The sequence below is a fragment of the Sandarakinorhabdus sp. DWP1-3-1 genome (assembly GCF_049896705.1).
In the GTDB taxonomy this organism is placed as follows: Bacteria; Pseudomonadota; Alphaproteobacteria; order Sphingomonadales; family Sphingomonadaceae; genus Sandarakinorhabdus.
Genome location: NZ_JAFCUV010000001.1, coordinates 827,941 through 848,308, shown reverse-complemented (window position 1 = coordinate 848,308; position 20,368 = coordinate 827,941). Strand labels below are relative to the sequence as shown.

At 67.1% G+C, this 20,368-nt stretch carries 20 protein-coding genes; 12 read left to right on the top strand and 8 right to left on the bottom strand.

Annotation, left to right across the window (positions count from 1 at the left end; translation table 11 throughout):
• The first annotated feature begins 4 nt into the window (after positions 1–4).
• From ACP7AI_RS03980 to ACP7AI_RS03965, 4 genes are all read left to right on the top strand, one after another.
• A complete protein-coding gene (locus ACP7AI_RS03980) occupies positions 5–826 on the top strand; it encodes a 4-(cytidine 5'-diphospho)-2-C-methyl-D-erythritol kinase (RefSeq protein ID WP_426164324.1) in 822 nt (273 codons plus the stop codon).
• A 283-nt stretch (positions 827–1,109) separates the two neighbouring features.
• Positions 1,110–1,409 carry a hypothetical protein gene (locus ACP7AI_RS03975; RefSeq protein WP_426164322.1) on the top strand — a complete coding sequence of 100 codons (300 nt, stop codon included), beginning with the start codon at positions 1,110–1,112 and terminating at the stop codon, positions 1,407–1,409.
• Positions 1,410–1,520: 111 nt separating this feature from the next.
• Positions 1,521–2,297, top strand: coding sequence for an enoyl-CoA hydratase/isomerase family protein (locus ACP7AI_RS03970; protein WP_426164320.1), 777 nt, complete (start codon positions 1,521–1,523; stop codon positions 2,295–2,297).
• Positions 2,294–3,013: an N-formylglutamate amidohydrolase gene (locus ACP7AI_RS03965; protein WP_426164318.1), complete on the top strand. Its 720-nt coding sequence runs from the start codon at positions 2,294–2,296 to the stop codon at positions 3,011–3,013. Before ACP7AI_RS03970 ends, ACP7AI_RS03965 begins: the two co-directional genes overlap by 4 nt.
• Here ACP7AI_RS03965 and ACP7AI_RS03960 read toward each other — a convergent pair.
• Entirely contained in the window at positions 3,010–3,390 is a 381-nt protein-coding gene (locus ACP7AI_RS03960; protein WP_426164316.1) for a VOC family protein, read from the bottom strand. The genes ACP7AI_RS03965 and ACP7AI_RS03960 overlap by 4 nt on opposite strands.
• Before the next feature lie 95 nt (positions 3,391–3,485).
• Here ACP7AI_RS03960 and ilvD point away from each other — a divergent pair, with 95 nt between their 5' ends.
• Entirely contained in the window at positions 3,486–5,219 is a 1,734-nt protein-coding gene (ilvD, locus tag ACP7AI_RS03955; protein ID WP_426164314.1) for a dihydroxy-acid dehydratase, read from the top strand.
• A 1-nt stretch (position 5,220) separates the two neighbouring features.
• Here ilvD and ACP7AI_RS03950 read toward each other — a convergent pair whose 3' ends face one another.
• The gene (locus ACP7AI_RS03950) at positions 5,221–5,475 is read right to left on the bottom strand and encodes a hypothetical protein (RefSeq protein WP_426164312.1); all 255 of its coding nucleotides are present in this window, start codon (positions 5,473–5,475) and stop codon (positions 5,221–5,223) included.
• Between the two features lie 44 nt (positions 5,476–5,519).
• Here ACP7AI_RS03950 and ACP7AI_RS03945 point away from each other — a divergent pair, with 44 nt between their 5' ends.
• The 3 genes from ACP7AI_RS03945 to ACP7AI_RS03935 are packed head-to-tail and all read left to right on the top strand — an operon-like array spanning position 5,520 to position 8,754.
• Entirely contained in the window at positions 5,520–6,908 is a 1,389-nt protein-coding gene (locus tag ACP7AI_RS03945; RefSeq protein ID WP_426164310.1) for an NAD(P)H-hydrate dehydratase, read from the top strand.
• On the top strand, positions 6,905–8,113 hold the full coding sequence (locus tag ACP7AI_RS03940; protein ID WP_426164307.1) for a class I SAM-dependent RNA methyltransferase: 1,209 nt from the start codon (positions 6,905–6,907) through the stop codon (positions 8,111–8,113). Before ACP7AI_RS03945 ends, ACP7AI_RS03940 begins: the two co-directional genes overlap by 4 nt.
• 53 nt (positions 8,114–8,166) lie before the next feature.
• Positions 8,167–8,754 carry a YdeI/OmpD-associated family protein gene (locus ACP7AI_RS03935; protein ID WP_426164304.1) on the top strand — a complete coding sequence of 196 codons (588 nt, stop codon included), beginning with the start codon at positions 8,167–8,169 and terminating at the stop codon, positions 8,752–8,754.
• On the opposite strand, the gene ACP7AI_RS03930 is transcribed toward ACP7AI_RS03935, so the two are convergent.
• The 3 genes from ACP7AI_RS03930 to ACP7AI_RS03920 all read right to left on the bottom strand — a co-directional run bounded on the left by ACP7AI_RS03930 (position 8,755) and on the right by ACP7AI_RS03920 (position 11,636).
• Complete coding sequence (locus ACP7AI_RS03930) at positions 8,755–9,186, bottom strand: MAPEG family protein (RefSeq protein WP_426164301.1); 432 nt, start codon at positions 9,184–9,186, stop codon at positions 8,755–8,757.
• An 88-nt stretch (positions 9,187–9,274) separates the two neighbouring features.
• Complete coding sequence (locus tag ACP7AI_RS03925; RefSeq protein WP_426164298.1) at positions 9,275–10,324, bottom strand: 1,9-bis(guanidino)-5-aza-nonane synthase; 1,050 nt, start codon at positions 10,322–10,324, stop codon at positions 9,275–9,277.
• A 115-nt stretch (positions 10,325–10,439) separates the two neighbouring features.
• Positions 10,440–11,636 (bottom strand): type III PLP-dependent enzyme, encoded by a 1,197-nt coding sequence (locus ACP7AI_RS03920; protein WP_426164295.1) that lies wholly within the window; start codon positions 11,634–11,636, stop codon positions 10,440–10,442.
• Positions 11,637–11,850: 214 nt separating this feature from the next.
• Between ACP7AI_RS03920 and ACP7AI_RS03915 the strand changes: the two genes are divergently transcribed.
• On the top strand, positions 11,851–12,819 hold the full coding sequence (locus ACP7AI_RS03915) for a threonine ammonia-lyase (RefSeq protein WP_426164292.1): 969 nt from the start codon (positions 11,851–11,853) through the stop codon (positions 12,817–12,819).
• Between the two features lie 15 nt (positions 12,820–12,834).
• On the opposite strand, the gene glpD is transcribed toward ACP7AI_RS03915, so the two are convergent.
• Complete coding sequence (glpD, locus tag ACP7AI_RS03910; RefSeq protein ID WP_426164290.1) at positions 12,835–14,361, bottom strand: glycerol-3-phosphate dehydrogenase; 1,527 nt, start codon at positions 14,359–14,361, stop codon at positions 12,835–12,837.
• A 47-nt stretch (positions 14,362–14,408) separates the two neighbouring features.
• On the opposite strand from glpD, the gene glpK reads away from it, so the two are divergent.
• Together glpK and ACP7AI_RS03900 are read left to right on the top strand one after the other, a co-directional pair.
• Positions 14,409–15,884 carry a glycerol kinase GlpK gene (gene glpK, locus ACP7AI_RS03905; protein ID WP_426164287.1) on the top strand — a complete coding sequence of 492 codons (1,476 nt, stop codon included), beginning with the start codon at positions 14,409–14,411 and terminating at the stop codon, positions 15,882–15,884.
• Between the two features lie 2 nt (positions 15,885–15,886).
• The gene (locus ACP7AI_RS03900; protein ID WP_426164284.1) at positions 15,887–16,084 is read left to right on the top strand and encodes a hypothetical protein; all 198 of its coding nucleotides are present in this window, start codon (positions 15,887–15,889) and stop codon (positions 16,082–16,084) included.
• Here ACP7AI_RS03900 and ACP7AI_RS03895 read toward each other — a convergent pair.
• Positions 16,065–16,862 carry an isocitrate lyase/PEP mutase family protein gene (locus ACP7AI_RS03895; RefSeq protein ID WP_426164281.1) on the bottom strand — a complete coding sequence of 266 codons (798 nt, stop codon included), beginning with the start codon at positions 16,860–16,862 and terminating at the stop codon, positions 16,065–16,067. The two genes, ACP7AI_RS03900 and ACP7AI_RS03895, sit on opposite strands and share 20 nt — an antisense overlap.
• Positions 16,863–16,975: 113 nt before the next feature.
• On the opposite strand from ACP7AI_RS03895, the gene ACP7AI_RS03890 reads away from it, so the two are divergent.
• Positions 16,976–19,135, top strand: a complete 2,160-nt coding sequence (locus ACP7AI_RS03890) for a PQQ-dependent dehydrogenase, methanol/ethanol family (protein ID WP_426164278.1) — start codon at positions 16,976–16,978, stop codon at positions 19,133–19,135.
• Between the two features lie 40 nt (positions 19,136–19,175).
• Here the strand turns inward: ACP7AI_RS03890 and ACP7AI_RS03885 are convergent, their stop codons facing one another.
• Positions 19,176–20,354 (bottom strand): vWA domain-containing protein, encoded by a 1,179-nt coding sequence (locus ACP7AI_RS03885; RefSeq protein WP_426164275.1) that lies wholly within the window; start codon positions 20,352–20,354, stop codon positions 19,176–19,178.
• Positions 20,355–20,368: the final 14 nt, after the last annotated feature.

Sequence of the window (20,368 nt, the reverse complement as noted above, 5' to 3'; positions counted from 1 at the left end):
CGCCATGCGCCTGACCGAACCAGCGCCGGCCAAGCTGAACCTGGCGCTGCACCTGCGGCGGCGGCGGCCCGACGGCTATAATGATATCGAGACGGTGTTTGCCTTTACGGCATTCGGCGACACGCTGGCGGTGGCGCCTGCGGATGACCTGTCGCTGGCGGTGACCGGGGAGTTTGCAGGGCCGGCGGGGCAGGGGGCGGACAATCTGGTGCTGCGGGCGGCACGTGCGCTGGCGGCGGCGGCCGGTATCAATGCCGGGGCAGCGCTGACGCTCGACAAGCGTATTCCGGTGGCGGCGGGCCTGGGCGGCGGCTCTGCCGATGCGGCGGCGGCGCTACGGCTGCTCAATCGGCTGTGGGGGCTCGACTGGCCGGCCGACCGGTTGCGCGCGATTGCCGATCCGTTGGGGTCGGACGTACCGGCGTGCGTGGCGCCGGTGACCAGCCTGGGGTCGGGACGCGGCGAGCAGCTGGCGCCGTGGCCCGACGTGCTGACCGGTACGGCGGTGCTACTGGTCAATCCGCGGGTGGCGGTGCCGACCGGGCCGGTTTTTGCCGGCTGGGACGGGCAGGACCATGGTGGCATCACGGCCGGTGCCGCGCTGGCGGGGTTGCGCAACGACATGACGGTGGCGGCGGTGACGATTGCCCCGGTAATTGCGGACGTGCTCGCGGCGCTGTCGGCAACCGCCGGTGCGCAACTGGTGCGGATGAGCGGGTCGGGGGCAACGTGCCTCGCGCTTTATGATTCGCCGGCTGCCTGTCGCGCCGCCGAGGCTGCGCTGGCACCGCGCGGTTGGTGGCTCGCCGCGACTCACCTGTTGTAACCGAGTCGGACTCGGTTTCGGTCCGGATCTGCTGCTACTTTTGCGGCTGATAGCGCGCCGCGTGATTGTGCAGCGCAGCAAAAATCATTGACGAAACCTTGTTTCTACCGCAGAAACGACGTGTTGCGCTGCAAAAACGACAAAAATGCTGACCGCCGCTCAAATTCCGCTTGACCCGGTTCTGAGTGCCACTTAAAGCTTCACTCAGTTGATTTGAGTAAGGCTCAACCGAACGAGATCACCCGGGCAGCCCCGCCCAGAACGCCAGCAAGGAGCAAGTACCATGACCAACCGTTTCTTCCTCGTTCCCGTCGCCATCGCCATCAGCGCCGCTTTCCTCGGTGCCGCCGCGTCGCCTGCCATGGCCGCTGAAGGGACCTGCAACACCGCGCCGGCACAGATCCGCGCCATCGCCGCCACGGCGCAGCCCGACCAGGCGCGCAAGGCGCTCAACCTCGTCCAGACCGGCGAGAAGCTGTGCGAAGCCGGTGGCCGCAACGAAGCCGGCAAGAAGTTCGCGGCCGCCGCCAAGGCGCTCGGCACCGACATGGCCGCGCTGACGACGACGACCGCCGCCCAGTAAGGCAGTTCGTTCCGATTTACCCTCGATATCCTGACCCCAGGATGCCCTAGGGGCCGGCGATCCCCTCGCCGGCCCCTTTTTCTTGGGCGCGCGCCCGCCTATGGATTGGCGATGTCCAATCCGCACCTCCATCTTGCCCGCAACGGCGGCGTCGCCCGCCTGCTCATCGATCGGCCGGTGCGCCGGAACGCCATGGACCAGGCGATGTGGGAGGCGTTCCCGACGCTGGTCGAAGCGGCGATGTCGGATCCGGCAGTTCGAATCCTGATTGTCCAGTCGGCACACCCGGGGCCGTTCTGCGCCGGCGCCGACATCGGTGAGTTCGCCACGGCGGCCCCCGATCCGGTCTGGCGGGCGCGCAACCAGGCTGCCATTCGCGCCACCCAGGTGACGCTGGCGCGGGCGCCGAAGCCGACCGTTGCGATGATCGATGGCGATGCCGTCGGCGGTGGCTGCGGGATTGCGCTGGCCTGCGACGTTCGGATCGCTTCGCGGCGGGCGCGGCTGGGCATCACGCCGGCAAAGCTCGGCCTTGTCTATCCGCTCCATGACACGCGGTTGCTCGTCGATCTTGTCGGCCCGGCGCAGGCCAAACGCTTGCTGTTCTCGGCCATGCTGATCGACGCCGCCGAGGCACTGCGCATCGGGCTGGTGCAGCAGGTCGTCGAGGACCTGGAGGGCGAAGTCGCCGCCTTTGCCGACAGCATCATCGCGGTGTCGCCGGCAAGCCAGCGCGCCAGCAAGGCCATCATCCGGCGCATCGCCGAAGGCGCCCACGACGACGACGCAACGTCGGCGGCCGGCTTCGACGAGGCCATTACCGGCGCCGATTTCCAGGAAGGCGTCGCGGCCTTCCTTGAAAAGCGCAAGCCGGTGTTCGTGGCGTGACAGCGCCGCGGATGATCGATGGCGCGGCGCCGCTGCTGCTGATTGCCGACCATGCGTCGAATGCCGTGCCGCCGGGGGTTGACCTCGGCATCGATCCGGCGCTGCTCGATCACCATATCGCCGTCGATATCGGCACCGCTGCGCTGGCCGAGGCGCTGGCCCGGTCGTTGTCCGCGCCGGCGATCATTGCGACGGTTTCGCGCCTCGTCATCGATCTCAACCGCGATCCGCACGTCGCCGGACTGGTGCCGATCGCCAGCGACGGCCACGTCATCACAGGCAATGTGACGGCGGGGGCGGGGGAGCGGGACCTGCGCATCGCCGCGATCCACGCGCCCTATCACGCGGCGATCGCGGCCAAGATCGCGCGGCGGCGCCCGGAGATGCTGGTCAGCATCCATAGCTTCACACCAAGACTGGCAACCGCGCCGGAACTGGCGCGCCCATGGCCGGTGGGCATACTCTACAACAGCGACGATCGCGCCGCGCGGCCTGGCATCGCCGCGCTGGCGGCGCGCGGATTGCATGTCGGCGACAACGAGCCCTATTCGGGCCGCGACCTCAACTACACGATGAACCGCCATGCCGAGGCGGCGGGACTGCCCTATCTCGGGGTCGAAATTCGCAACGACGGGATCGCCGATGCCGCCGGAGTGGCGCACTGGACGACGGTGCTGGCCGACACGATTCACCACGTGCTGCGCGCGCTCCGCTAGGCGGGCGGCTCCCACAGTTCGATGCCGTTCCCTTCGGGATCGTGGATGCGGGCGAAACGACCGGTCGCCGGATCGTCCCATTCGGCGCGAGTTTCGACCGTGATGCCGGCGGCCTGCAGGGCCACGATCATCTCGGCGATGTCGCTCACCCTGAAGTTGATCATGAAGGCCTTGTCGGTCGCGAAATAGTCGGTGTCAGCCTTGAATGGTGCGAACACGGTGGGGCCGCCATCCGCCCGCCAGTACCAGTCGTCGGGGTCGCCTGTCCCCGAGGCGTTGCAACCCGCGCCGACACCGAGATGGGTGCGATACCAGGCGCCAAGCGCATCAGGATCGCGCGACCGAAAAAACAAGCCGCCAAAGCCGGTGACGCCCATCAGATGACCTTTCAACGCAAGATAATATCTCCGGGACGCCTTGACGCGCACTGTCGTTGCGCGCAACGAGACCCGCAATTCTTGCCGGAGTCGTCATGTCCAACCCCGTTCCGCCCCGCTTCGACAAATCGCGCCTGCCCAGCCGCCACGTCTCGGTCGGTCCCGAACGGGCGCCGCACCGCAGCTACTATTACGCGATGGGGCTGACCGAGGAAGAGATTTCGCGACCATTCGTGGGGATTGCGTCGGCCGGCAATGATTCGGCACCGTGCAACACCACGCTCGATGCCCAGGCGGATGTCTGCCGACAGGGTGTTGATGAAGCTGGTGGCATGCCGCGGCGCTTCAATACGATCACGGTCACCGATGGCATCGCCATGGGCCACCAGGGCATGAAGTCGTCGCTGGTCAGTCGCGAAGTCATTGCGGACTCGGTTGAACTTTCGGTCAGGGGTCATTGTTATGACGGGCTGATCGGCTTTGCGGGGTGTGACAAGTCGCTGCCTGGCATGATGATGTCGATGCTCCGGCTGAACGTGCCCAGCATTTTTGTTTATGGCGGCTCGATCCTGCCAGGCCGGTTCGAGGGCAATGACGTGACGGTGGTCGACGTCTTCGAGGCGGTGGGAGGCTATGCGGCCGGCAGCTGCCCGATTGCGCGGCTGACCGCGCTCGAAAAGGTCGCATGCCCTGGCCATGGCGCCTGCGGAGGGCAGTTCACGGCGAACACCATGGCCTGCGTCGGTGAAGCGATCGGCCTCAGCCTGCCGAACAGCAACATGGCGCCGGCACCCTATGCCAGCCGCGCCGACATTGCCATCGCTGCCGGGCGCCAGATCATGACTCTGATAGAGCGCAACATCCGGCCGCGCGATATCTGCACGCGTGAGGCGTTCGAGAATGCCGCGCGCATTGTTGCCGCCACCGGGGGGTCCACAAACGGTGCGCTGCACCTGCCGGCCATGGCCAATGAAGCGGGGATCGATTTCGACCTGTTCGACGTCGCCGAGATATTCAAGACAACACCTTACATTGCTGACTTGAAGCCGGGTGGCAGGTATGTTGCCCGCGACATGTACGACGCCGGCGGCGTTTACATGGTGATGAAGCAGCTTTTCGACGCCGGTTTCCTGCACGGCGAGTGCATGACCGTCAGTGGCAAGACGCTCGCCGAGAACATCGACGAGATCACCTGGAACCCGGACCAGAAGGTCATCTATCCGGTCAGTGCGCCGCTGTCGCCTACGGGCGGCGTCGTCGGGCTGAAGGGCTCGCTCGCGCCGGACGGTGCCATCGTCAAGGTGGCCGGCATGGCGCGACTGCAGTTCACCGGACCGGCGCAGGTGTTTGATTGCGAGGAAGATTGCTTCGCCGCCGTCGAGGCGCGGCGGGTGTTGCCGGGCAGTGTCGTCGTCATCCGCTACGAAGGCCCCAAGGGTGGTCCCGGCATGCGCGAGATGCTGTCGACGACGGCGGCGTTGTACGGGCAGGGGCTCGGCGAGCATGTTGCGCTGATCACCGACGGGCGATTTTCGGGCGGGACCCGCGGCTTCTGCATCGGCCATGTCGGGCCGGAGGCAGCGGAAGGCGGCCCGATTGCGCTGGTCGAAGATGGCGACATCATCAGCATCGACGCGGAGGCTGGCACGATCGAGCTCGATGTGGCTGACGACCTACTGGCGGCGCGGCGCGCGGCCTGGGTCCCGCGTCGCCACGATTACCAGTCGGGGGCAATCTGGCGGTTCGGCCAGAACGTCGGCCCGGCGCGAAACGGCGCCGTTACCCACCCGGGCGCACGGGCCGAAACCCACATGTTCGCCGATATTTGACTTAGCGCGGCGGCGGGGGCGTCAGTGGCACGGCACCCGGGGGCGGCTGGATGGCGATGCCCTGGCCGGTCGGATAGGGCTGGATCGGCGGCACGGGCACCGGCGCGCGGATATCGTTCCACAATGGTTCGCCGCGACTGTCGCGAGGCACTTCAGCCAGGCTCGGAGCGCGCGAATTGCCGACATAGAGAGGCGACGGCGCACAGGCGGACAGGCCCATCAGGCCCAGCAACAGCAATTTGGTACGCGCCAGCATCTGCGCGGCTTGATACACGGCGCACCGATGAAGACAAGTCACTCATGCTGATTCCAGCGCCGGGCCTGCCGCTGCCGACCCCCGGCGAGATGCGTGCTGCCGAGCAGCGGGCGATCGCCGATGGGACGCCGGCCCTCGTCCTGATGGAGCGTGCGGCCGCAGCGGCGGCGCTGGCGACCCGACGCTATGCACCGCGCCGTGAGGTGCTGGTGCTGTGCGGGCCCGGCAATAATGGCGGTGACGGTTATGGCGTGGCGCTGTTGCTGCAGGCGGCCGGCGTAATGGTGCGGGTGGCGGCGAGCGGACCGCCCCGATCCCAGCCGGCGGCCACGATGGCGGCGCGCTGGACAGGACCGATCGAGGCGCTGGCATCCGCTGCGCCGGCGCCGGTGATTGTCGACGCACTCTATGGGACCGGTGTTGCACGGCCGCTGGATGACGAGACCCAGGCGACACTAGATCGGCTGCGGTGCGCGGGAGCGGCGGTCGTTGCGCTCGACATCCCGAGCGGTGTCGATGGTGCGACGGGTGCAATGCTCGGGCGACCGCTGCCGGCTGACCTGACGGTCGCCTTCGGGGCGATGAAGCGCGGCCACGCGATCGGCGCCGGGCGTCTGCTGTCGGGGCGGGTCGTCATCGCCGATATCGGCATCGCCGTGCCGTCGTCGACCGTGCTCGTGCAGCAGGCAACATTGGCCTTGCCCGCCGACACCCACAAATATCAGCGCGGCGCGGTGCTGGTCATCCGCGGGACAGCGCCCGGTGCAGCGCGGCTGGCGGCGCTGGCTGCGCTGCGGGCCGGGGCCGGACTGGTAACTCTGGTCGGTCCGGATGCCGGGGTGCCGGCGGATGCGATCATGCAGCGGGATGATGCAGCCGGGTTGGCGCTGCTTGCCGACCCGCGCACCGGCGCGATCGCCATCGGCCCGGGCCTCGCCGATGACCAGCGCAGCCGGGATTGGCTGCTGCAGGCGTTGGCAGGCGAGGCACCGGTCGTGATCGACGCCGGCGCCCTGGGCCTGGCGGGGGATCCCGCGCGCTTCGCCGCTGGCCGCGTGTCGCTCGTGCTGACGCCCCACGAGGGGGAGTTCACGCGGCTGTTCGGGCCACCGGGATCGGACCGCATCGCGGCGGTGCAGGCGGCGGCGAATGTCGCGGATGCCGTCGTACTGCTGAAGGGCGCCGAGACCATCATTGCCGCGCCCGATGGGCGGGTGGCGGTCAACACTCATGCCGCACCGTGGCTGGCGACGGCGGGATCGGGCGATGTGCTGACCGGTATCATCGCCGCGTTGCTGGCGAGCGGCCTGTCGCCGTTCGACGCGGCCACGACCGGCGCCTGGCTGCACGGCGATGCCGGCATCCGCGGCGGGGCGGGCCTGATCGCCGACGACATTCCGGGGCTGTTGTCCGCCGTCCTGGGCGCCTTGTGAGCGAGGCCGTGCCTGTGGTGCGATTGGCGGCCCGCGGCGACGGGGTCACCGCCGACGGGCGGTTTGTGCTCGGGGCGGCCATTGGCGACGCCGCGCTGTTCGACGGTGACACCGTGACGATCCTGGCCGGACCGGGCCATGCGACGCCGCCGTGCCGGCATTTCCCCGAATGCGGCGGTTGCCAGCTGCAGCATATCACCGACGACGGTTATGCGCGTTTCGTCGCCGATCGCATCGTCGGCGCGCTCGGCCACGTCGGCATTGTGCCGGGCTGGGTGGCGCCGGTGGCATTGTCACCGCCAAAAAGCCGCCGCCGGGCGTCGCTGCGGGCGGTCAAGCGCGGCAACAAGCTGGCGCTCGGCTTCAATGCGGAGGCCAGCCACCAGATTATCGACATGCACCAGTGCGAGGTGCTGACGCCGGCGCTGTTCGCCCTGGTTGCGCCGCTGCGGGAATTGCTGCGGACGGCGCTGGCCGATGGGCAGGGTGCCGGCGTGACGTTGACCGAGAGCGACACCGGCATCGATGCGCTACTCGCCAATGTCGCCGCCGAGCGTTTGGTCGATATCGAGCGGCTGACCGATTTCGCCGCCGTCCACGACCTGGCGAGGCTGTCGATCGAAGGCGCCCATGGTGTCGAGACGGTCATGGAGGCGCGCCAGCCGCTACTGGCGATGGGCGGCGTGCCGGTCGCCTTGCCGCCGGCGCCGTTCCTGCAGGCGACGCGAGAGGGGGAGGCGGCACTGGTCGCGGCGGTCGCCGAGGCGGTGGGCGGGACCAGGCGGATCGCCGACCTGTTCTGCGGGCTGGGCACCTTTGCCTTGCCGCTCTCGCAGGCCGCCCAGGTGTTCGCGGTCGATGCGGCGGGGCCGGCGGTGCAGGCGCTGACCGCGGCGGCGCGCGCCCATGGTCGGCGCGTGAAGACGGTGCACCGCGACCTGTTCCGCCGGCCGTTGACGGCGGCCGAGCTCGAGGCGTGTGATGCGGTCGTCTTCGACCCGCCGCGCGCGGGCGCGCAATCGCAGGCCGCGATGCTGGCGGCGTCAAGGGTCGATACGGTAGTTGCCGTATCCTGCAATCCCAACACCTTCGCCCGGGATGCTGAGACATTGGTCAAGGGTGGTTATCGCCTGGAGCGGCTGTGGCCGGTGGCGCAGTTTCGCTGGTCGACGCATGTCGAGCTGGTCGCGCAATTTCGCCGATAGACTTGCCAACGCCACGAAATGCCGGTTTCCTTGCGGTTCGGGAGGTTGCCACCATGCCCCACGACCCGCGCGTCACCGCCTATATCGACAAGGCGCTGCCCTTTGCCCAACCGATCCTCGGCCATGTGCGGGGCCTGGTTCACGCATTCCTGCCGGCGGCGACCGAGACAATGAAATGGGGCATGCCGTTCTTCCAGCTGAATGGCCGCGATATCGCTATGATGGCGGCGTTCAAGGCCCACGCCGGCCTCGGCATCTTCGATGGCAGCGCGATGGCGACCGGCGACGGCATGGGGCAGTTCGGCAAGCTGGCGTCGGTCGCCGATCTGCCCGGCGACGCGCTGCTGGTGGAGCGACTGAACGCCGCCGCGGCGCTGGCGCAGGCTGGCCGGCCGGCACGGCCGCGACCACCGGCGGCGCCGAAAGCGCCGGCTGCGGTGCCCGACGATCTCGCGGCGGCCCTTGCTGCGGAGCCGGCGGCGGGGGCTGCGTTCGCGGCTTTCCCGCCCGGCGCGCGGCGCGACTATGTCGATTGGGTGTTGGGGGCAAAGCAGCCGGCAACGCGGGCAAAGCGCATTGCGACGACCGTGGCGCAGGCGGCAGAGGGCAAGAAGATCAACTGGAAGTATGAGAAAAGCTGATCAGTGCCAGGCGAGCGCCAGTGCGGCGTGCAGCGTCATCGCCATCAGCGCCAGCGTGCTGAGCGCGAACAACGCAAAGCGCAGCTTGATGATGTTGCTCGTCGACTGGACGATGCTGTGGACGACACGCAGGCCAACATAGGACCAGGCGAGGAGGGCGTTGAAGCCGCCACCGGTGCCAGTCACGGCCAGCACGCCGCAGATGGCGTAGAACAGCACCGGCTGTTCGGTCAGGTGGATGTAGTTGTGCATCTTCCACTGCGCCTGGTCGGCGAGCACGCCGTCGAGGCCACCGGGCTTGCTGCCGCGGACCTTGTTGATGTCGATCCCGACCCGGGCGAATTCGGAGATGCGGACTATGACGGCCCAGACCAGCATGATCAGCGTCCAGGCAACGAGCGCTACTACCGGCGCGAGTATCGGACTGTGCATGAAAAGACCCTCCGTGTTGCCACGGAGGGTCGGATTTCATTGCGAAAGTGTCAAATGCTCAGGCGGACATCTTGACCGGCGTTCGCCGTCAGGCGAACATCTTCCCCCACGCGCGCTTGGCACGGTCCTTCCAGTGGCCGCGGTGATAGGCGTCGCTGGCGAGCAGCGGCATCACCGAGCCGGCTTCGGCGAAGACCATCTGCTCGATGCCGGTATTGACCTTGCCCCAGCTGGCGGCCTCCTGCAGCGTCGACGAAGAGCAGGCGCCGTCGCGGACGTCGGCGACAGTGATCTGCACCGCATATTTGTGGACCTGGACGTCGTCATGTCCCAGGATCTCGGCACAGACGACGGTGTCCTGGATGAAGTTCTTGGGCACGCCGCCGCCGATCATCAACAGCCCGGTGGTGCCGGCCTTGATCTTGATGTCGGTCAGTTCGCGGAAGTCGGCGATGGCGTCGAGCACCATGTACGGCTTGCCTTCCTTGGCACGGTCGACCTGATGCTTGACGAGGCCAAAGCCGGCCGATGAATCGACGAACGCCGGGCAGAAGATCGGCACGTCATGCTCGTACGCCAGCTTGACGAGGCTGTTGTCCTTCTTGCCGTGCTCGACGAGATACCTGCCCATCTCGCGGATGAAGGCACGGCTCGAATAGGCCTTGGGCTCCAGGCTGTTGGCGATTTCCAGGATGGTGTGGTCGCAATCCTGCAACTGCTCTTCGTCGATATAGGTGTCGTAGATGCGATCGATCAGCAGCGAACGCAGCGTGTCGTCGTCGGGCACCTCGAGCGCCTGGTAATGCTTGTGGCCAAGGCCTTCGAAGAAATCCATGTCGACGATGCTGGCGCCGGTGGCGACGATGCCGTCGATCATGTTGTTGCGCAGCAATTCGGCATACAGGTCCATGCAGCCGCCGGCGCTGGTGGAGCCGGCGATGACGAGGAAGATGGTGCAGTCGGGGTCCGACAGCATCTGGTTGTAGATCGACGTGGCACGGGCGAGATCGCGCGAGGTGAAGCTCATGTTCGCCATGCCGTCGATGATCGGGCGCGCGTCGAAACTGCGGATGTCGATGTGCTCGACAACCTTGGACAGCAGCTCGGCCTTGCGCTGCTGGTTGATCTGCTCGGTCATTTTCAGTGCCTCCAGTGGCGTGTCACTGGCACGACGCTGACAACAGCGTCGCCCGCGGCCGGATCATTCCGGCGCCGAGCGGGTAAGCTGCCCCGGCTCGCGCCGGGGCAGGGAATTAGCGGAGTCGTATAACCTTGGCGTCGGACTCTTCCGTGACACCATAGGCGGTTTCCATCGGCTCGTCCCGAGCGATCACCGTCGCACCGGCGGTGAAGCCGTTGAAACCGGTGCGCATCGCCGAGCCATAGGCGCCCAGCATGCCGACCTCGATATAGTCGCCAGCCTGGATATCGGCGGGCAGGTCGAACGGCCCGTGCATGAAGTCCATGTCGTCGCAGGTCGGCCCGTAGAAGCTGAAGCCCATCGTCTTGGCCCGCGAATCGGTACCGCGGACCAGCGCGACCGGGAACCGCCAGGCGACGTGCGCCGCATCGAACAACGAGCCATAGGCACCGTCGTTGATGTAGAGCACATCGTCCTTGCGCGCCTCGACGCGGACGAGGACGCTGGCATATTCCGCCGACAGGGCCCGGCCCGGCTCGCACCACAGCTCGGCCGAATAGGACACCGGCAGCGATTCATAGCCGCGGCTGATGACTTCGAAATAGCCATCGAGCGCCGACGGCTCCATGCCCGGGTAGATCGACGGGAAACCGCCCCCCACATCGACGACGTCGACGGTGACACCGGCAGCGACAATGGCGACGCGGACCTGGGCCAGCGCCTCGGCATAGGCCTGCGGGCTCATCGCCTGCGAACCGACGTGGAAGCAGATGCCCAGCGCATCGGCCGCCTGGCGGGTGGCCATCAGCAACGGCGCGGCATCCTCGGCAGCGATGCCGAACTTCGACGCCAGGCTGAGCTTGCTGTGCGACGACGACACGCGCAGCCGGACGCAGAGCGTCAGGTCGGTCGCGGCGACACCATCGGTGGCGGTCGCCTCGACGATCTTGTCGAGCTCGGTCAGCGAATCGAGGCTGAAGGTGCGAACGCCATGGACCTTGTACGCTTCGGCAATGGCTTCCTGGCCCTTGACCGGGTGCATGAAGCACAGGGTCGCATGCGGCAGCAAGCCACGCACCAGGCGCACTTCGGCGATCGAGGCGACGTCGAAATGCGTGATGCCGGCATCCCACAGCGCCCGGATCAGGTCCGGCGAGGGGTTGGCCTTCACCGCATACATCGACGTACCCGGAAACTTCTCGAGGAAGTAACGGGCAGCGCGATGCGCGGCGTGCGGCCGGACAAGGGTGACGGGTTGGGTCGGCTTCTGGCCGAGCGCTACCCCCAGCGCGTTATGGTTTTCGTGCAATTCAAGGGACCTCCGGGTGGGCAAAGCGTGACGACTTGCGTCGTCACCAAAGCTGCCTTGCGGTGGAAGTCCCATGGGGCAGCGGAGGGCGTATCTAGGGTCGCGCCCCCCCCATGTAAAGCCGTTTTTTCACATCCGTAAAAAACAGTGTTTTCCGTTGCCCTTTCAACAGCTTGTCTATAGGTTCAGCGTGACCGGAAAAGGGGCTTTTTCAATGACTTCCACTGTGACGCTCGGCGAGGTCGTTGCAGCCGCCGCCCGAATTGCCGGTGTGGCGGTGCGAACCCCGCTGGTGCGCAGCGACACGCTCGATGCGCTGACCGGGGCACGGATTTTCCTGAAGGCCGAGAATCTGCAGCGTACCGGCTCCTTCAAGTTCCGCGGCGCCTATAACCGGCTGTCGGCGATCCCGGCCGACCAGCGCGGCGCCGGCGTCGTCGCCTTTTCGTCGGGCAACCATGCCCAGGGCGTTGCGCTGGCAGCCAGGCTGCTCGGAATGCCGGCGACGATCGTGATGCCGAGCGACGCACCCGCCATTAAGGTCGAGCGGACCCGCGGCCATGGTGCCGAAGTAGTGTTCTATGACCGGCTGACCGAGGACCGCGACGCCATCGCGACGGCGATCGCGGCCGAGCGCGGCGCCGTTGTCGTGCCGCCGTTCAACGATCGCCACGTCATCGCCGGGCAGGGCACCGCGGGCCTGGAGGCGGTCACGGACCTTGCAAAGATGGATGTGACAGCCGATCTGGCGCTGGTCTGCTGCGGCGGCGGCGGCCTGGCCAGCGGCTTCGCCGTCGGCTCGCAGCTGCCTGTCATCGCCGTCGAACCGCAGAATTGGGACGACGTCACCCGCAGCCTTGCCGGCGATGCGATCGTGCCGGTCACCGACCCGCAGCCGACGCGCTGCGATGCTCTTCAGACGTTGCGCATGTCGGAACTGACCTTTGCCACGTTACAGGCTCATGGCGCCGTCGGCCATGTCGTCAGCGAGGGCGAAGTCGCCCAGGCGGTGGCCTTTGCCTTTCGCGAGTTGAAGCTGGTCGTCGAGCCGGGCGGCGCGGTGGCGCTGGCGGCAGCCCTGGCGGGCCGCATGGACCTTGCCGGCAAGACGGTGCTGGTGGTGTTGTCGGGCGGCAATGTCGAGGCCGGGGTGTTCGCTGCTTGCCTCGCCGAGGCGGGCTGAACGACAGCGTCGCTCTCAGGCGCCCGGAGTTGCAAAGCGGTGTGTGACCGGCGTGTCGACGCTGGTCGGTCCGGCCGCTTCGCCGAACCAGCGCGCGACCTCGGCACGGCCGGCGCTGCCGATGTGCAGGCCCAGCTTGGTACGCCGCCACAGCACATCGTCGGCGCTGGTTGCCCATTCGGCGTCGACGTAATGCTGCAGCTCGGCCTCGAAGATCCCGCCGATGTTGGCGCCGAGCCCGGCGGCAAGCAGGGGTTCGGCGGCAGTACCGAGGGTGATCGCCAGCCGCTTGACCAGCCTGGGGTCGTAATCCTCGTTGGCCGCAACCAGGTTGGCAAGCCAGCGAGCAAAGGCCTGCTGACCGGTTTCACCCGGCAGCTTGTCGACATCGCCGCCTGGCAGCGCCGCCGTATGGGTCCAGGGCTTTGATTTCGGCGCAATGCGTTTCAGCACATCCTCCGCGAGCACGCGGTAGGTGGTGATCTTGCCGCCGACGACCGTCATCGCCGGCACACCATCGTGTTCGACCAGGCGATAGTCGCGCGTCGTCTCGCGGTCGCCCTTGCCGGCTTCGAGGATCAGCGGGCGGACACCGGCAAAGCTGTGGACGACATCGTCATGTGTCAGCGGGCGCGCCAGATAGCGATTGGCGGCGGCGAGCAGGTAATCGGTCTCGTCGACGGTGATCTTCGCGGCTTCCGGCGCCTCGATGTCGCGCTCCGTCGTCCCGATCAGCGAGAAATCGCGTTCGTAGGGAATGACGAAGATGATGCGGCCGTCGGGCTGCTGGAACATGTAGGCGTCGCGGCCGAGGTGGACGCGGCGCGTGACGATGTGGGAGCCCTGCACCAGCCGCAACGCCGGCGCATCGTTGCGGCCAAGCACACTGCGGGCCACCTCGGACGCCCAGGGCCCTGCGGCGTTGACGATGCGGCGCGCCTGAAGGCTGCGGCCGTCGCCGAGCGTCACCTGCCACAGGCTGCCGTCATATTCGGCGCGGGTGACGCGGGTGCGCGGCAGGATCAGCGCGCCGCGGTTGCGGGCATCCTGGCAGTTGGCGATGACCATGCGGGCATCGTCGACCCAGCCATCCCAGTACCGGAACGCGGCGCTGTACCTTGCATCGAGCGCACGGCCGGCGCGATCCCGGCGCAGGTCGATGCGCGACGATCCCGGCACGATCTTGCGCCGGGCGAGATTGTCATAGAGCCACAGGCCGGCGCGCAGCATCCATAGCGGGCGACTGCCGGCATGGGGCAACACGAAGCTTTGCGGCCAGCTGATGTGCGGCGCGATGTCGAGCAGGACCTCGCGTTCGGCCAGCGCCTTGCGGACGAGGCCGAAGGCGTAGAATTCGAGATAGCGCAGGCCGCCGTGGATGAGTTTGGTGGAAGCGCTCGAGGTGGCACCGCCGAGATCGCCGGCCTCAACCAGTGCGACGCTGAGCCCGCGGCCCGATGCGTCGCGGGCGATGCCGGCGCCATTGATGCCGCCGCCGATGATCAGCAGGTCGTGTATGCGGTCGAGGCTGGCGGTCATCATGTGATGCGGGGTTAACTAGTCGGCACTGCCGGTTTAGGGAAGGCGGCATGACAGCCGATCTGATCCTCGTTCTCGACGCCGGGACCACCTCCACCCGGGCGATCGCCTTCGACACGCGCGGCGCCATCGTTGCCAGCTGTGGCCGGCCGATCACCCAGCATTATCCGCAGTCCGGCTGGGTGGAGCATGACGCCGCCGAGATCTGGCGCTTGAGCCGGGATTGCCTGATCGATGTCTCCGACCAGGTCGGCGCGCCCCGCATCAAGGCGATCGGCATCACCAACCAGCGCGAAACCATCGTGTTCTGGGATCGGTTGACCGGCGAGCCGCTGGCCAATGCCATCGTCTGGCAGGACCGGCGCACCGGCGATGCGTGTGCGGCATTGAAGGCTGCAGGGCATGAGGCGGCGGTGCAGGCGCAGACCGGGCTGCTGCTCGATCCCTATTTTTCGGGCACCAAGATCCGCTGGGCACTGGACAATTGGCCGCGGGTGGCAGCGGCAGAGCGGGACGGGCGACTGCTGGTCGGTACGGTCGAGAGCTGGCTGATCTGGAAACTGTCGGCCGGGGCGCGGCATGTGAGCGATGCGACCAATGCCTCTCGGACACTGCTGATGGATCTTGCCAGCTGCGCATGGGACACGGGGCTGTGCGAACTCATCGGTGTGCCCCAGGCTGTGCTGCCGACCATCGTTGACTGTGCCGGGGCGCTGGCAACGACGGCGCTGCTCGGTGGCGAAACACCGATCACCGGCAGCGCCGGCGACCAACAGGCGGCGGCGATCGGCCAGGCCTGTCTGGAACCGGGGCAGCTGAAGGCGACCTATGGTACCGGCTGCTTTCTGCTGGCCCATGCCGGGGCGCGCCCGCCGACATCGACGCATCGCCTGCTGTCAACGGTCGCGTGGCGGCTGGATGGTGTGCCGGCCTATGCTCTGGAAGGGGCAATCTTTACCGCCGGGGCTGCCGTCCAGTGGCTGCGGGACGGGCTGGGGATCATCGGCAGCAGCGCCGAGACGGAGGCCCTGGCGCAGAGCGTGGCCGACAGCGGCGGCGTGGTCTTTGTGCCGGCGCTGGCCGGCATGGGGGCGCCGCACTGGCAGCCGACGGCCCGGGGCACGCTGACCGGCCTGTCGGGCGGCACGACGCGGGCGCATATCGTGCGCGCCACGCTGGAAGCGATGGGCCAGCAGACGGCCGATCTTGTGGATGCGCTGGCCGCCGACGGCGTGCCGGCGGCGGCGCTGCGGGTCGACGGCGGCATGGTCGCCAACGACTGGCTGTGCCAGAATCTTGCCGACAGCCTGGGCGTGACCGTCGAACGGCCGCGGGTGATCGAGACGACGGCACTTGGGGCAGCCATGCTGGCGGGGGTCGGGGCGGGGCTGTGGCCCGACCTCGGCGCGGCAGCGGCGGCGATGTCGGCGCCGGATCGCAGTTTCACGCCGAACGTCGATGATGCAACCCGGACGACACGCCGGGCCGCCTGGGCCCATGCCGTCCGCCAGACATTGGCCGACTGACCATGAACGAAGCTCCACAGATCATTTTCGCCCTGTCGGTTGCCGCGGCGCTGGCACTGATCATTACCGGCATCTGGCTGGTCCGCCAGCCGGGCGGCAACCGCACCAAGGCGGCGCTGATGATCGTTGCCGGTGTTGTCATCGTCTTCAACGCCTGGATCAACAGCCTGCCGGTGCCGGTCAGCCCATCAGGGAGTTGATCTCGCCATAGGTGATCGTGCCGGGCACGGTACTGGCGTCGCCGGTCAGGAAATCGTGGGCCAGCGTGCGCGCCAGGCCATAGACGGCCTGGGTGATGCCGGAGCCGGCGCTGAGGCGGCGAACGCCCATCGCCGCCAGTGCCGGGGCATCGGGGACGCCGTCGCGTGCCAGCACGTTCAGCGGCAGGCCGAACTGGTCGCGGATATCGCTCGCCAGCCGCGTGATCGCGTCGGCATCGGTGACGCCGGGTACGAAAATGCAGTCGGCGCCGGCGGCGGCATAGATTGCAGCGCGGCGCATGGTTTCGGCGTGCTCTTTGCCCGGCGCCAGCGCGCGCAGCCAGACATCGCAGCGGGCATTGATGAACAGGTCGGGGCGCCTGGCTGCCTTGATCTTGGCGGCGAGCAACTCGGGCGTGCCGGCACCATCCTCGATGTTGATGCCGACGGCGCCGGCGGCGGCAAAGCGGCCGACAGCGGCGCCGACCTCTTTGGGTTCATCCGAATAGCCGCCCTCGATGTCGACGGTGACCGGCAGCTTCACGGCAGCGACGATCGCCTTAACGGCATTCAGGTGCTGGAACAACGGCAGCGCGTCGCCATCGGGAAAGCCGAGTGACCAGGCCATGCCGGCGCTGGTGGTGGCGATGGCGGGCGCGCCCAGGCTTTCGATCAGGCGCGCCGAGCCGACGTCCCAGGCATTGGCGAGGCGCAGTAGCTCGGGGCCGGCGTGCGCCGCGCGAAAACGGGCGGCGCGGCTGGAAAAGGCGGTCGTCATGGCGGGTTGCTCCCTGTGGGCAGGCCGCAAGGGCCTGCGACTTTGATGTGCTTGCGGCCGGGATGAACGCTGATAGTCTCCGTGCCAACGATAAAAGCGATGGGGACGGGGATATGCGGATCTTGGCGGGCGCAAGTGTCGCGGCGTTGGCAGCAGCGATGTGGCTGGTGCCGATGGGACAGGGCGATGCGGCAATGCCCACGCGCGCCGCCAGTGTCGATGCGCAGCGGCTGCTGAACGCCGCGGCAGAGCCCGGCAACTGGATGACCCATGGCGGCAGCTATGCCGAGCAGCGCTATGCCAATCTCGAGCAGATCAACGCCGGCAACGCTGGCAAGCTCGGGCTCGCCTGGTCGCATGATTTCGACAGCAACCGCGGCCAGGAGGCGACCCCGCTGGTCATCGACGGCGTGATGTACACCACCAGTGCCTGGTCGAAGGTGGTGGCACTCGATGCCGCCACCGGGGCCGTGAAATGGTCCTACGACCCCGAAGTATCGAAGGATCGCGGCCATTCGGCGTGCTGTGATGTCGTCAACCGTGGGGTGGCGGCCTGGGGCGGAATGATCTTTGTCGGCGCGCTCGATGGCCGGCTGATCGCGCTCGATGCGGCGACGGGCAAGGTGAAATGGTCGGTCGTCACCTTCGACCAGAAACAGCCCTATACGATCACCGGCGCGCCGCGGGTGGTGAAGGGCAGGGTGCTGATCGGCAATGGCGGCGCCGAGCTGGGCGTGCGCGGCTATGTCACCGCCTATGATGCGATGACGGGCAAGAAGGCCTGGCGGTTCTACACCATCCCTGGCGACCCCGCCAAAGGCCCCGATGGCGAGGCGTCGGACGAGGTACTGAAGGCCAAGGCCGGCGAAAGCTGGTCGGGCAAATACTGGCAGGCGGGCGGCGGCGGCACCGTGTGGGATGCCATCGTCTATGATGCGGAGCTCGATCGCTTGTACATCGGCGTCGGCAACGGGTCGCCTTGGAATCACCAGGTGCGATCGGAAGGAAAGGGCGACAATCTGTTCCTGTCCTCGGTGGTGGCGCTCGACCCCGATACCGGCAAGTACATCTGGCATTACCAGGGCACGCCCGGCGAAACCTGGGATTTCACCCAGACCCAGCCGATCATCCTGGCGACGCTGCCGATCGACGGGAAGCCTCGCAAAGTGTTGATGCAGGCGCCGAAGAACGGGTTTTTCTACGTCATCGACCGCGAAACCGGAAAGCTGATCAGCGCCAAGGGTTTTGTGCCGCAAAGCTGGACGACGGGCGTCGATCCCGGCACCGGGCGGCCGATCGAAGTAGCTGAGGCGCGCTATCGCACCGGGACGGCGCTGGTCACGCCCTCGGCACTCGGCGCGCACAACTGGCACCCGATGGCCTTCAGCCCCAAGACCGGCCTGGTTTATCTACCGGCACAGGAAGTGCCCTTCGCCTATCAGAACGACGCCGGCTACAAGCACAAGCAGGGCGCCTGGAACATCGCCGTCGTCGCCGCGCTGAACGCGCCGCCCAACAACGCCGCGCAGACGCGTGCAACCCGCGCCATATTGAAGGGGCAGCTGCTGGCCTGGGATCCGGTCAAGCAAAAGGAAGTCTGGCGCGTCCAGTATGACGGGCCGTGGAACGGCGGCGCGCTCGCCACCGCCGGCAATCTGGTTTTCCAGGGCAATGCCAAGGGCAAGTTCCAGGCTTTCGACGCCGCCACCGGCAAGACCGTGTGGAGTTTCGACGCACAGACCGGCGTGATGGCGGGGCCGGTTAGTTATACCGTCGACGGCGTGCAATATGTCGCCGTCTCGGCCGGTTATGGCGGCGCCTATCCGCTGTCGACGGGTTATGTCGACGGGCCGCAGCGTATCCAGCCCAATGGCCGCATGCTGGTCTTCAAGCTGGGCGGCACGGCCAAGCTGCCGCCTTATGACGCGCCGACGTTGGCGGCTGCGAACCCGCCGACCGACAAGTTCACGCCGCAGCAGATCGCGCTCGGTGCCGATATCTTCGAAGGCAATTGCGGCCTGTGCCATGGCGCCGGCGCGCGTTCGAGCGGGCTGGTGCCCGATCTGCGCCGATCGGGAGCGTTGAGCGACCGTCAGACCTGGGCGGCGGTCGTCCACGGCGGCATCCTGAAGGACCGCGGCATGGTCAGCTTTGCCAAATGGTTCAAGCCCGAGGAGATCGAGGCGGTGCGTGCCTATGTCGGCGAACAGGCGAAGTTCCTGGCCAGCGACGAGGGCGCGCAACTGGCGGCGAAGGGGGCCGACAGCAAGTAGCTGTGCTGGCGAGCGCGTTGCTCTCGCTCGCCAAATTCCCCTAGTGCGATCGCGTCAACTCGCGCATCGCGCGATCGAGGCCTTCGAGCGACAGCGGGTACATGCGGTTTTCCATGATCGTCTTGATCATCTGGATCGACTGGCTGTGGCCCCAGCTTTTTTCGGGGATTGGATTCAGCCAGGCCGCCGAGTGATAGACGTCGAGCATCCGCTGCATCCAGACGTCGCCGGCTTCCTCGTTCCAGTGTTCGACCGAGCCGCCGGGATAGTTGATCTCATAGGGTGACATCGACGCATCGCCGACGAACACCAGCTTGTAGTCATGCGGGAATTTGTGGAGCAACTCCATGACGGGCGTGCGTTCGGCCCAGCGCCGCTTGTTGTCCTTCCACAGCGCCTCATAGGGGCAATTGTGGAAGTAGAAGAATTCCAGATGCTTGAACTCGCTGCGCGCAGCCGAGAACAGCTCCTCGCAGACCTTCACATGCGGATCCATCGAGCCGCCGACATCGAGCATCAGCAGCAGCTTGACCGCATTGTGCCGCTCCGGCCGCATGACGATGTCGAGATAGGCTTTTTTGGCAGTGCCCGAGATGGTTTCGGCAAGGTCGAGTTCGTCGGCGGCACCGTCGCGGGCGAAGCGGCGCAGGCGGCGCAGCGCCACCTTGATATTGCGGGTGCCGAGCTCAACCGAATTGTCGAGGTTCTTGAACTCGCGCTTGTCCCAGACCTTGACCGCCTTGCCGTTGCGTCCCTTGTCCTGGCCGATGCGGACGCCCTCGGGGTGCGAGCCTTGCGCGCCGAACGGTGACTTGCCGGCGGTGCCGATCCATTTGTTGCCGCCTTCGTGGCGCTTCTTCTGTTCCTCGAGCCGCTCTTTCAGCGTCTCCATCAGCTTGTCCCAGCCGAGCTTTTCGAGCTCCGCCAGTTCCTCGGCCGAGAGGTTGAGCTCGGCGACGGCGCGCAGCCAGTCTTCCGGGATTTCCGCAGTCCCGGTCTCAACGGTCGGTTCCAGGCCCTTGAAGACCTTGGCAAACACCATATCGAAGCGATCGAGCAGGCCCTCGTCCTTCACATAGGTCGCGCGCGCCAGGTAATAGAAATCGGTGATCGACCAGTCGATGACGTCGGCCTTCAGCGCCTCCAGCAGCAGCAGATGCTCCTTCAGCGATGCCGGGATCTTGGCTGCGCGCAGCTCTTCGAGAAAGGTCAGGAACATGGGGCAATCTCTAC